Genomic DNA, 12,231 nt, shown 5'->3' on the forward strand with positions numbered 1-12,231 from the left:
GCCAGCGACGTGGCGCGTTAGGATCGTCGCTTGTCCCCTTTTTTGGAGCAACAGCATGCATTCGCTTACCCCCCTGGAACGGGTGCTTGACGCCTTGCAGCAGGTCGTCGCCAACCCGCTGCATCAACCGGCGCTGATCGCCGAGCGCTTTAGTGAGGATTATCGCCAACAGGTGGACGGCAACTCGCTGAACTATCAACAGTTTGTGCAACATATGGCGTTGCTGAAACAGCTGACGCACCGCATGACGCTGGAGGTTATCGCGGCGGCGGAGCAGGGCGATGCGGTGCTGACACACCATCTGGTGCAGGTGGAAAAGCGCGACGGCACTCGCAGCAAGGTGCGGGTGCTGGCGCATTTTCGCGTGCGCGAAGGCAAGATTTACGCCTGCGACGAGCTGACGCAGCTGCTGGAGGGCGCTCGCGGCGACCGGGATCTCGGCTCGTGCGTGCTGGACTGAGGGCGGCTGCTATACTTGCTACTGTGTGAATCACACGGGAGAACAGCATGCGCGAAAATGACCAACCCGGCTACCCAAGAAGCGCCCGCGTAGTGGCGGTTTTTCGGGGAGACCCCAGTCTGCATATGCGCCGTTTCGAAGTGCGCACCGACGACATTGAGCCGAATACGCTGCTCAGTGAACATGAAACCGAGCTGGAAGCGCTCGACGCCAAACACCGTTATGAGGATCCGGCGTTAGAGGATTAACCTGTCGCAGTCAGGAGCCGGCGTTCTGCCGGTTCCTTATTGGTTTTTCAGTCCGATCCCCCCGCCGCGCTTGACTCTGCGCCATGATCGCATTTCGCGTCAAAAACCAGTGACAGATCAATCGCGATCCCCCAATATGGATTTTCCATCAAGATGATTACGCGGGTGCCAGTCTATGCTGAAAGTAAATGAATATTTTGCCGGAAAAGTGAAGTCTATCGGTTTTGACAGTAGCAGCATCGGTCTTACCAGCGTGGGGGTAATGGAAGAGGGAGAGTACACCTTCAGCACCGCACTGCCGGAAGAAATGACGGTGATCACCGGGGCGCTGAAAGTGCTGCTGCCGGGCTCGCCGGACTGGCAGGTGTTTACGCCGGGTGAGAAGTTCTTCGTGCCGGGGCACAGCGAGTTCAATCTGCAGGTGGCCGATGCGACCGCCTACCTGTGCCGTTACCTGAGCAAATAAGGTCTTTGCTCGCTGGGAACGCAGGGCTCGGCAGACGCCGGGCCCTGATTGTTTCTGGGGGGGATTAACGCTGGGCTTCGCCGCCGAGCGCTTCGACGGTGTTTTTGATCAACGCCGCCAGCTCGCTGGTCATCAGGATAAAATCGGCGTCAAAACGCTGGGCGAAGTCGTCGCGATCGATATCGTCGTTCTGGTCACGCAGCGTGTCGGCGAATTTCAGGCGCTTTAGCGAGCCGTCGTCCGACAGCATCAGTTGAATACGTTCCTGCCAGTCCACCGCCAGCTTGGTCACCAGCTTGCCGGCTTCGATGTGCACCGCGATTTCATCGCTGATCAGGTTTTGTTTCTTGCAGCGGATCACGCCGCCTTCTTCCAGAATCGCCTTCAGCTCCGCTTCGTCCTGAATGGCGAAACCGGCCGGCATTTCGCCGGAGCGTACCCATTCGGTCAGCGTCAGCTCAATTGGGCTTTCCATGGTCAGAGGCACCACCGGCAACGAGCCCAGGCTTTTGCGCAGCAGGGCCAGGGTATCTTCGGCGCGCTTGGCGCTGGCGGCGTCGACCATGATCAGATCGTTGACGGTGTCGATCCACATAAAGGTTTGGTTGAAGCGGCTGAAGGCGCGCGGCAACAGGCTGTGCAGCACTTCGTCCTTCAACGCGTCCTTCTCGGTTTTCTTCAGCTTGCGGTGCTGCTCGCCTTCCAGGCGTTCGATCTTGGCCTGCAGTTCCTGCTTGATCACCGGCGACGGCAGGATTTTTTCTTCCTTGCGCGCGCAGATGACGATCTGGCCGTTGACTGAATGCGTCAATGCATCGCTGTGCGAGCCCATCGGGGAGACCCAGCCGGTTTTCGCCATGTCCTGGCTGCCGCACGGGGTGAAGGCAAACGCGCTGAGCTGTTTTTCCATTTCATCCGCATTTAGCGCCACTTCGCGGCTCAAACGGTAAACCATCAAATTCTTAAACCACAGCATAATGTTATCCCTGGCTGGGCGTGCGTTTGGCACGCTGATTCGTCAAAAGCAGGGCGGCATGATAACGAATTGACGACGAAAAATCGCCTCATTCCCTCCTAATTGCGTCGTCCGATGCGTTTCGCCGGCGCGCCCGTTGCAGCGCCAACGCCAGCTGCCGCTGGCTGAACGGCTTGCGCAGCAGTTCGATGTCCGCCAGCTCGCCGGCGTCATGCTGGCGCAGGTCCTGGCCGCTGATCAGCAGCGTGGTCAACTGCGGATTAAGCGCCCGCGCCCGGGCGATCGTCTGCGCGCCGTTCAGCTCGCCGGGCAGCATCAGGTCGCTGATCATCAGCCTGATGTCCGGCGTCTGGGCCAGCAGCGCCAGCGCCTCGCGGCCGTCGGCGCAGTCGAGCGTCAGGTAACCGAGCTGATGCAGGTGCTCGCACAGCGTCTGGCGCACGTCGTTTTCATCCTCCAGCACCAGCACCAGATGATCGGCGCTGTCGCGGTCTTCGGGCTGGACGGCAACGGCTTCGGCCGCTCTTGGCGTTGGCGCGCGCGGCAGCTGCAGGCGAACCAGCGTTCCTTCGCCCGGCCGGCTTTCAATTTGCACCCGCCCGCCGGACTGGCGCACGAAGCCGTAGACCATCGACAGGCCCAGACCGCTGCCGCTGCCCACCGCCTTGGTGGTGAAGAAGGGTTCGAACGCCTGCACCTTGACCTCTTCCGACATACCGCTGCCGCTGTCGATCACCTCCAGCGCTACCATGTCCTGCTTTTTGCCGTCGCTGCGCACCACCCGTTGGTTATAGATACGGATTTTCACCACGCCGCTGCGGCCTTCCATCGCATCGCGGGCGTTGACCACCAGGTTGATCAGCGCGTTTTCCAACTGGTTGGCGTCGATCCACGCCAGCCAGCCGGGCTGCTGCGCCTCGATGTTCAACGACAACGTCGGCGGCAGCGAATGGCTCAGCAGTTCCTGCAGATTTTCCACCAAGGCGCGCAGCACCACGGCCTGCGGATGCAGCGCCTGTTTACGTGAGAACGCCAGCAGCCGCTGCGTGAGCTGCGCGCCGCGCTCGGCGGCCTTCAGCGCCCGGGCGATGCGCTGCCCGGTTTGGGCATCCTGGGATTGCCCGGCGGTGAGCTCCAGGCTGCCGATGATCACCGCCAGCAGGTTGTTGAAATCGTGCGCCAGCCCGCCGGTCAACTGACCGACCGCCTTCATCTTTTGGCTGTGCAGCAACGCCTCTTCCAGCGCCTTGCGCTCGGTGCGCTCAAGCACCACGTTGACCACCCCGCGGTTGGGCACCGGGCTGAAACGCAGTTCGACGGTGCGTCCGTCGCTCAGGCGCAGCTCCTGCGGCTGCGGCAGTTCGCTGGTCAGGTTGGCCAGCACCGCTTCCCAGCGCTGGCCCGGCGGCGGCGTCACGTGCTGCAGCAGTTCGCGATAGTGCTGGCCGCGGTGCAACTGGTGTTCACGCAGCCCCAGCAGCAGCGGGTACTGCGGGTTCCACACCACCAGCTGGCCGGCGTTGTCGAACAGTGCAAAACCGTCGCGCATCGCCAGAAAGGTAGTTTCCAACTGGGTGCTTTTCTCTTTCAGCAGGCGGGAGGTTTGCTCCAGCGAGGCGGTGTTGCGTGCAAACACGTTGAACGCCCGCGCCAATTCCCCCAACTCATCGCGGCGCTGCAGCGCCGGCACGCCGACGTCGCGTTCACCGCGCGCCAGCCGCGTCATGGCGTTGGCGATCGCCGTCAGGTTGGAGCCGAGGTTGCGGTAGATATACAGCCCGGCGAAGCCGGTTATCACCAGGGCCAGCAGGGCGAACAGGGCGATAAAAATGCTGATGGAGCTGAGCTCGCGGTGCGTCTGGTGGGTGCGAAGATCCGATTCGCCGGCCACCTTTTGCACATAGAGGTTGATGTCGTCGTTGAGCATCGCGACCAGCGCCTTGATGTGGTAGGTGTAATAGGCCAGCGCCAGGTCGCTCTGTTCCAGTTCGAGGGTTTCGGGCAGCAGGCGCTGCTGGCTGTTGCGGAATTGCCGCATTTTGTCATTCACCAGCCCATCCGGGCTGTGCGGCGGCCAGTAGGCCATCACGCTGTCGAGCTGTTGCGCGGCGGCCTTGGGGGTTGGCGTCTGGATGGCGACCGACAACAGCCGGTCGATCTGGCTCAGCAACGCCTGCGGCGGCTGGCCCGGATGGCCGTGCTGATTCATGCTGGCGATATGGCGCAGCGTGCTTTGGCTCTGATACAGCCCGCTGAGCAGGATATTGCGCTGCAGGTGGCGCGCATGGCCGAGCTCCAGCATGCGGGTGACGCTGCTCTCCAGCGCGTTGCTGCGGCTGATGATGCGGCGGACCAGCTCCGGCTCGCTGCGCGCCAGCGGGGCGTCCGCCAGCCGCGAGAGCGACGCCTGCAGCGCCAGTTGGGTTTGCTTGAGCCGGGCGGATTCACTTTGGTATTCCAGCGCGCCAACCACCTGCGACAGCCGAATGGCGGCGGTCGCCACGTTGGAGGTATCGCGGCTCAGGGCCATGCTGCCGTTCATTTCTTTCAGCGTTTGCGCCTGCACCTGTTCCTGCAGCTTGCCCGCATGGTTAAAGCCGACGATCGCCACGCCGCTGACCATCAGCGTCACCGCCACCACCAGCAGGTTGAACATCAGCAGGCGCCCGCGCGCACCGGCAAGGAAAGGCAGTCTGCGCATGGTATTCCCCCGTAACCGACTGTTCGCAGTATAAATCCGCGCTTCATTAACAATATGACAAAGATGAATGGATGCTGACATTTTGCATTTATTTGCCCGTGGTTAACTGCGCTTACTCCAAACCGCAACCCGAGGGATGACGATGAGCGCGACCCCGATTCTGGAAATGCACGGCATCGCCAAGCGTTTTGGGCAGTTTTATGCCCTGAAAGGCGTCGACTTGACGGTGTATCGCGGTGAGATCCACGCGCTGATGGGGGAAAACGGCGCGGGCAAAAGCACCTTAATGAAAATCTTGGCCGGCGCCTATATCGCCAGCAGCGGGGAAATTTTTATCGACGGGCAGCCGTTCGCCATCAAAGGGCCAAAAGACGCCCTGGCGGCCGGCATCACGCTGATTTACCAGGAAATGAATCTGGCGCCTAACCTGACGGTGGCGGAGAACATCTTCCTGGGCAGCGAGATCCAGCGCGGCGGCCTGGTGCAACGCCGGCAGATGTTGCTGGAAGCGCAGAAGGTTGTCGATCGGTTGGGCGCGCAGTTCAGCGCCGGCGATCGGGTGATGAAGCTGACCATCGCCGAGCAGCAGCAGGTGGAAATTGCCCGCGCGCTGCACCGCAACAGCCGCATTTTAGTGATGGACGAGCCCACGGCGGCGCTCTCTTCACGCGAGACGCAGCGCCTGTTCGCGCTGATCAAACGGCTGCGCGACGAGGGCATGGCGATCATTTACATCAGCCACCGCATGGCCGAAGTGTACGAACTGTCGGATCGCGTCAGCGTGCTGCGCGACGGCCAGTACGTCGGCAGCCTGATGCGTGACCGGCTTTCCGCCAGTGAACTGGTGCGCATGATGGTGGGGCGGCCGCTGAGCGACCTGTTCAATAAGGAGCAGGGCATGGCGGTGGGCGAACCCCGCTTGACGCTGCACGGCCTGACCGACGGCAAGAAGATCGGGCCGATCGACCTGCAGGTACGCGCCGGCGAGATTGTCGGCCTGTCCGGGCTGGTGGGCGCCGGGCGTTCCGAGCTGGCGCAGCTGATTTTCGGCGTGCGCAAATCCACCGGCGGAACGGTGGAGATCGACGGCAAACCGGCCAATATCCAGTCGCCGCGCGATGCCATCGCTCTCGGCATCGGATTTTTGACCGAAAACCGCAAGGAACAGGGGCTGTTCCTCGACCTGGCGGCGCATGAAAACATCGTGATGGCGACGCTGGAGCGCGATGGCCGCTACGGCCTGCTCAACCGGCGCAAGGCGCAGAGCATTTCGCGCGATGCCATCGAGCTGCTGAATATCCGCGTGCCGCACGCTCAGGTGCGCGCCGGCGGGCTGTCCGGCGGCAACCAGCAAAAGCTGCTGATCTCCCGCTGGGTCGCGATCGGCCCGCGCATTCTGATCCTCGATGAGCCGACGCGCGGCGTCGACGTCGGCGCCAAGAGCGAAATCTACCGCATCATGAGCCAGATGGCGCAGCAGGGCGTGGCGATCCTGATGATTTCCAGCGAACTGCCGGAGGTGGTGGGGATGAGCGACCGGGTGTATGTGATGCACGAGGGCAACATCGCCGGCCAGCTGAGCGGCGCGGATATCACCCAGGAAAACATCATGACGCTGGCCACCGGCGCCGAAGAGAATGCTGCCAATGAATAATTCCATCCCTACGCTCAAGGAGCCTGCCATGACTTCCAACCCGCTGCCGCCAGGCGCCAAATCCCCGACGCTGAAGCGGGCGCTGCTGGGCGATATGATGCAAACCGTCGGCATCTTGCCGATATTGATCCTGATCGTCGCGGTTTTCGGCTTCGTCGCCCCCAACTTTTTTACCGACGCCAATCTGCTGAATATCGCGCGGCAGGCGTCTATCAACATCGTGCTGGCGGCGGGCATGACCTTCATCATCCTGACCGGCGGCATCGATCTGTCGGTAGGCTCGATGCTGGGCACCACCGCAGTGGTGGCGATGGCGGTCTCGCTGATGCCGGGCATGGCCGGGCTGTCTATCCCGCTGGCGCTGTTGGCGGGCCTGGGCATGGGGCTGTTCAACGGCATCCTGGTAGCCTATGCCGGGCTGCCGCCGTTTATCGTCACCCTGGGCACCTATACCGCGCTGCGCGGCGCCGCCTATCTGCTGGCGGACGGCACTACCATCATCAACTCCAACATCAGTTTCGAATGGATCGGCAACGCCTATCTGGGGCCGATCCCCTGGCTGGTGATCATTGCCTTTGCGGTGATCGCGCTGTGCTGGTTCATCCTGCGCCGCACCACGCTGGGCGTGCACATCTACGCGGTGGGCGGCAACATGCAGGCGGCGCGTCTGACCGGCATCAAGGTAGGTGCGGTGCTGCTGTTCGTTTACGGCATGAGCGGCCTGCTGTCCGGCCTTGGCGGGGTGATGAGCGCCTCGCGGCTGTACAGCGCCAACGGCAACCTCGGTATGGGCTATGAGCTGGACGCCATCGCCGCGGTGATCCTTGGCGGCACCAGCTTTGTCGGCGGCATCGGCACCATCACCGGCACGCTGGTGGGGGCGCTGATCATTGCGACGTTGAACAACGGCATGACGCTGATGGGCGTCTCTTACTTCTGGCAATTGGTGATCAAAGGGGCGGTGATCATCATAGCGGTGCTGATCGACAAATACCGTACCCGCAACTATCAACATTAGGTAGCAGAGCTTCAAAACATCGGATAATAACGAGGAAAACACTATGCGTTTCAAGCCATTGATTACCGCTTTGCTGATTACCGCCGCGTTGGGCGGCGCCGCGTCGGCGCAGGCGAAAGAGCTGAAGTCGATCGGGGTGACGGTGGGCGACCTGGCCAACCCGTTCTTTGTACAGATCACCAAGGGCGCCGAGCTGAAGGCGCGCGAGCTGGCGGGCGACAAGGTTAACGTCACGCTGGTGTCGAGCGGTTACGATCTCGGCCAGCAGGTGGCGCAGATTGATAACTTCATCGCCGCCAAGGTGGATATGATCATCCTCAACGCCGCCGATTCCAAGGGCATCGGCCCGGCGGTGAAACGCGCCAAAGACGCCGGCATCGTGGTGGTGGCGGTCGACGTGGCGGCCGAAGGCGCCGACGCCACCATCACCTCGGACAACACCCAGGCCGGGGCGATGGCCTGTAAATACATCAGCGACAGGCTGAAAGAGAAAGGCAATGTGGTGATCATCAACGGGCCGCCGGTCTCTGCGGTGCAAAACCGCGTGGAAGGCTGCATGACCGAGCTGAAGAAACATCCGGACATCAAGCTGCTGTCTTACAACCAAAACGCCAAAGGCAGCCGGGAAGGCGGCCTGGAGATCATGACTTCGCTGCTGGCGGCCAATCCGAAGATCGACGGCGTATTCGCCATCAACGATCCGACGGCGATCGGTGCCGATCTGGCGGCCAAGCAGGCGCAGCGCAGCGAATTCTTTATCGTTGGCGTGGACGGTTCGCCGGACGGGGAAGAAGCGCTCAAGCGCAGCAATTCGCTGTTTGTGGCGACGCCGGCGCAGGATCCGCAGGTAATGGCGGCCAAGGCGGTAGAGATAGGTTACGGCATTCTGCAGGGCAAACCGGCGCCGACCGCACCGGTACTGATCCCGGTAACCATGATCGATAAAAACAACATCGCCGGCTACAAGGGCTGGACGGTGAAATAACCGCCGATCGGGGCCTGCGCGCAGCGGGCCCCCTTTACCGCTTCCGGAGGCGCCATGAATCGTTCCGAAGTGAACCGGATCCTGCAGCAAACCCAGCACTTCTTCGCCCGTTTTGATGTTCATTTGCCGCCCTTCGCCCATTTCAGCCCATCGGTATGGCGCCGGCTCGATCGCCGTTCGTGGCAAGAGGTGTTCGACCTGAAGTTGGGGTGGGACGTCACCGCCTTTGGCGGCGAGGATTTTGCCCGCTGCGGCCTGACGCTGTTCACCCTGCGCAACGGTTCGCCCGGTGGGCGGCCATACGCCAAGGGCTACGCGGAGAAGGTGATGCACTGCCGCGAAGCGCAGGTGACGCCGATGCATTTTCACTGGCGCAAGCGGGAAGACATCATCAATCGCGGCGGCGGCAACCTGATTGTGGAGTTGCACAACGCCGATCCTCAGGAGCACCTGGCCGGGGAGGCGGTGACCGTTACCCTGGACGGCTGTCGCCAGACCCATGCCGCGGGTTCGCGCCTGCGGTTGGCGCCGGGGGAAAGCATCTGCCTGACGCCGGGGATTTACCATAGCTTCTGGGGCGAGGAAGGCTTTGGCGACGTGCTGGTGGGCGAGGTGTCTTCGGTGAATGACGACGACAGCGACAACCGCTTCCTGACGCCGCTTCCCCGCTATAGCGCGATTGAAGAGGACCAGCCGCCGCAGTGGCTGCTGTGCCATGAATATTTGCGCTTTATCGACTGAAGGACAACCGATGTGGCGTTGATTTCACTGGCGCATGCCGGAGCGGCCGGGCTCTGTCAGGCGGCCACCGGTTGGCTGACGTCGGCGGCGAACACATAGCCCAGCCCGCGAATGGTGCGGATCAGCTCGGGCTGGTGGGGATTGATCTCGATCTTGCGCCGCAGCCGCATGATCAGCACGTCGATGGTGCGATCGAACACCTCGAGCGTTTCGCTGTGGGTCAGCTCCAGCAGACGATCGCGCGTCAGCACCTTGCGGGCATGCTGCACCAGCGCCAGCAGCAAGCCGTATTCGCCCTGGGTGAGATCGACGGTTTGTCGCTGCGGGTTTTGCAGGGTGCAGCGGGCGGTGTCCAGGCACCAGCCGTTGAACTGCCAGCCCTCGCTCTTGCCCTGAGCGGCGGCGGGCTCCAGCGCCAGCGCACCGCTGCGGCGCAGCACCGCCTTGGCGCGGGCGACCACCACGCGCGGGTTAAAGGGTTTGGCGATGTAGTCGTCGGCGCCCATTTCCAGGCCAACCACCACGTCGGATTCTGAGCCCATTCCGGTCAGCATCACCACCGGCAGATCCGGCCGCAGGCGGTGGATTTGCTGCAGCACCAGCAGGCCGTTGGTGTCCGGCAGGATCAGATCGAGCAGCACCAGCGCAATGTCCGGCTGCTGATTAAGCAACGTTAGGGCGTCGCTGCCCCGGTGGCAGGCGTGAACGGTAAATACGTGTTCGTTGAGCACGTCGCAAAGTACATCGCAAATGGCGGGATCGTCATCGACAATCAATACGGCAGGTTTCATCGCTGCTCTCCGGATTTTATTATGGGGAAATGTTATCGGATGGTTAAAACCAGTGTACCCGATGGCTAATTAATAAGCGGCAGTGGGTGGGGATCTGATGCGGAAATTGCCATCGGCGTCACATTCGGCGCTAATTGAGCGATCGCGAAAACCGGTTACATTAGGCTGTGGCAATGTTGTGGTGCATTGAGGAGAAAAAACGTGCGCATTGGTATCGATTTGGGCGGCACTAAAATTGAAGTGATTGCGTTGGCGAACGACGGGCGGGAGCTGTTCCGCCACCGCGTCGCCACGCCGCGCCATGACTATCGGCAGACGCTGGCGGCCATCGCGGGTTTAGTGGCGCTGGCTGAAGAGAAGACCGGCGAGCAAGGTTCGGTCGGCGTCGGCATTCCCGGCACGCTGTCGCCGTTTACCGGGTTGGTGAAGAACGCCAACTCGGTGTGGCTCAACGGCCAGCCGCTGGACAAGGACCTGTCGGCGATGCTGGCGCGGGAAGTGCGCATCGCCAACGACGCCAACTGTCTGGCGGTGTCGGAAGCCACCGACGGCGCCGGCGCGGGCAAAAAAACCGTGTTTGCGGTGATTATCGGCACCGGCTGCGGTTCCGGGGTGGCGCTTAACGGTCAGGCACATTCGGGCGGCAACGGCATCGCCGGCGAGTGGGGGCATAACCCGCTGCCCTGGATGGATGAAGACGAACTGCGTTACCGCAGCGAAGTGCCGTGCTACTGCGGTAAACAGGGCTGCATCGAGACCTTTATTTCCGGCACCGGCTTCGCCACCGACTATGCGCGCCTGAGCGGCAACCCGCTGCAGGGGCATGAAATTATGGCGCTGGCCGGGCGGGGCGATGCTCAGGCCGAGCGGGCTATCAGCCGTTATGAAATGCGCCTGGCGAAATCGCTGGCTCATGTGATCAATATTCTGGATCCGGACGTGGTGGTGCTGGGCGGCGGCATGAGCAATGTCGATCGCCTGTATCAAAACGTCCCGCAACGGGTGAAGTCCTGGGTGTTCGGCGGTGAATGCGAGACGCCGATCCGCAAGGCTGTCCACGGTGACTCCAGCGGCGTGCGCGGCGCGGCCTGGCTGTGGCCGCAGCTGTAACCCTTGCATGGCAATGCGGCCGGGTGTTTGACGCCCGCCGCAGGCTATTTCACCTCGCTTTCGCTGCGCACCCGTTCGATATGAATGGTCAGGAACATCATCTCTTCGGTGGTCAGCTGATGCTGGTAGTTTTTTTCGACGTGCCGGTTAATTTTGCCGGCGCAGGCGAATGACTCGCGGTATTTTTCCTTCACCACCTGATAGAGCGAATCGTCGTCGCTGTCGACGTAGTTTTTCCCCAGCAGCCGTTGGGCGAAGAACTTCAGGTGGGTGACGAAGCGGTGATAGCTCAGCGCCTCTTCGTTGTAATCAAAGCGGAAATGGTATTTGACGATATTGAGGATCTCTTGCATCACGCGGGTAATGTGCAGGGTGTTGTGCATTTCGTCGTTGAGCTGAGCGTTGACCAGGTGCAGCGCGATAAAGCCGGCTTCGTCTTCCGGCAAAGTGGCTTCCAGCCGCTGGGCAATCAGCGCCAGGGCCTCCAGCCCGACGGCGAACTCGGCCGGGTAGAGTTTCTTGATTTCCCACAGCAGCGCGTTGCGGATATCCAGCCCCTGCGCATGGCGCTGCAGGGCGAAATGGATGTGGTCGGTCAGCGTGATATAGACGATGTTGTGCAGCTTGCCCGGCAGGCGCTGGCGGGCGAGGGTGATGATTTTGTCGGCGGTGGTCACGCAGGCCAGCGGGATCTCCGCCAGCAGTTCCTTATAGCGTTCGGCCATTTCGCTGCCGTTATGGGTGAACACCTTCTCGATCAGGCTTTCGTCCAGCGTATCGCCGGCCCTCTTCTTGAAGCCGATGCCGCGGCCCATCACCACCGTCTCTTCCTGACGTTCGTCCAGCGTAATCACTACGTTATTATTGAGTATTTTAGCGATTTTCATGGTTATTCCCGGATGTTTCAGCGCGCTGAAAACGAAAAAACCTGACGCCCGGAAGCGATCCCGTGCGTCAGGTTTTGCCTGCATGTTATCTACAGTAACAATCCTGTTATGCCTGCATAATAGCCTGTGCTGCCAGCGGCTCAACGGTTTTCACCGCGGAGTGCCGCCGCGGTCACACTTCTGCGCCGTCCGGC

At 61.6% G+C, this 12,231-nt stretch carries 12 protein-coding genes; 8 read left to right on the top strand and 4 right to left on the bottom strand.

Annotated elements, in window-relative coordinates; all coding sequences use genetic code 11:
• The first annotated feature begins 55 nt into the window (after positions 1–55).
• The 3 genes from KHA73_RS04590 (at position 56) to ppnP (ending at position 1,174) form a co-directional block, all read left to right on the top strand.
• A complete protein-coding gene (locus KHA73_RS04590) occupies positions 56–460 on the top strand; it encodes a nuclear transport factor 2 family protein (protein WP_234589396.1) in 405 nt (134 codons plus the stop codon).
• Between the two features lie 47 nt (positions 461–507).
• The gene (locus KHA73_RS04595) at positions 508–708 is read left to right on the top strand and encodes a YaiA family protein (protein WP_234589398.1); all 201 of its coding nucleotides are present in this window, start codon (positions 508–510) and stop codon (positions 706–708) included.
• Positions 709–883: 175 nt separating this feature from the next.
• Positions 884–1,174, top strand: a complete 291-nt coding sequence (ppnP, locus tag KHA73_RS04600) for a pyrimidine/purine nucleoside phosphorylase (RefSeq protein WP_234589400.1) — start codon at positions 884–886, stop codon at positions 1,172–1,174.
• Between the two features lie 64 nt (positions 1,175–1,238).
• Here the strand turns inward: ppnP and rdgC are convergent, their stop codons facing one another.
• Both rdgC and KHA73_RS04610 read right to left on the bottom strand, forming a co-directional pair.
• Positions 1,239–2,150, bottom strand: a complete 912-nt coding sequence (gene rdgC, locus KHA73_RS04605; protein ID WP_234589401.1) for a recombination-associated protein RdgC — start codon at positions 2,148–2,150, stop codon at positions 1,239–1,241.
• Between the two features lie 88 nt (positions 2,151–2,238).
• Positions 2,239–4,851 carry an ATP-binding protein gene (locus KHA73_RS04610; protein WP_234589403.1) on the bottom strand — a complete coding sequence of 871 codons (2,613 nt, stop codon included), beginning with the start codon at positions 4,849–4,851 and terminating at the stop codon, positions 2,239–2,241.
• Positions 4,852–4,993: 142 nt separating this feature from the next.
• On the opposite strand from KHA73_RS04610, the gene KHA73_RS04615 reads away from it, so the two are divergent.
• From KHA73_RS04615 to KHA73_RS04630, 4 genes are read left to right on the top strand one after another with little or no spacing between them, the layout of a single operon-like run.
• On the top strand, positions 4,994–6,505 hold the full coding sequence (locus KHA73_RS04615; RefSeq protein WP_234589405.1) for a sugar ABC transporter ATP-binding protein: 1,512 nt from the start codon (positions 4,994–4,996) through the stop codon (positions 6,503–6,505).
• 28 nt (positions 6,506–6,533) lie between these two features.
• Positions 6,534–7,523, top strand: coding sequence for an ABC transporter permease subunit (locus KHA73_RS04620; protein ID WP_234589406.1), 990 nt, complete (start codon positions 6,534–6,536; stop codon positions 7,521–7,523).
• Positions 7,524–7,566: 43 nt separating this feature from the next.
• Positions 7,567–8,508: an ABC transporter substrate-binding protein gene (locus KHA73_RS04625; protein ID WP_234589408.1), complete on the top strand. Its 942-nt coding sequence runs from the start codon at positions 7,567–7,569 to the stop codon at positions 8,506–8,508.
• A gap of 54 nt (positions 8,509–8,562) precedes the next feature.
• Positions 8,563–9,249: a D-lyxose/D-mannose isomerase gene (locus KHA73_RS04630; protein ID WP_234589410.1), complete on the top strand. Its 687-nt coding sequence runs from the start codon at positions 8,563–8,565 to the stop codon at positions 9,247–9,249.
• Positions 9,250–9,305: 56 nt separating this feature from the next.
• On the opposite strand, the gene KHA73_RS04635 is transcribed toward KHA73_RS04630, so the two are convergent.
• A complete protein-coding gene (locus KHA73_RS04635; protein ID WP_234589412.1) occupies positions 9,306–10,040 on the bottom strand; it encodes a response regulator in 735 nt (244 codons plus the stop codon).
• 201 nt (positions 10,041–10,241) lie between these two features.
• On the opposite strand from KHA73_RS04635, the gene mak reads away from it, so the two are divergent.
• Positions 10,242–11,150 carry a fructokinase gene (gene mak / locus KHA73_RS04640; RefSeq protein ID WP_234589413.1) on the top strand — a complete coding sequence of 303 codons (909 nt, stop codon included), beginning with the start codon at positions 10,242–10,244 and terminating at the stop codon, positions 11,148–11,150.
• Between the two features lie 44 nt (positions 11,151–11,194).
• On the opposite strand, the gene licT is transcribed toward mak, so the two are convergent.
• Positions 11,195–12,037: a BglG family transcription antiterminator LicT gene (licT, locus tag KHA73_RS04645; RefSeq protein ID WP_234589417.1), complete on the bottom strand. Its 843-nt coding sequence runs from the start codon at positions 12,035–12,037 to the stop codon at positions 11,195–11,197.
• Positions 12,038–12,231 lie beyond the last annotated feature (194 nt).

The organism is Serratia entomophila (genome assembly GCF_021462285.1).
In the GTDB taxonomy this organism is placed as follows: domain Bacteria; phylum Pseudomonadota; class Gammaproteobacteria; order Enterobacterales; family Enterobacteriaceae; genus Serratia; species Serratia entomophila.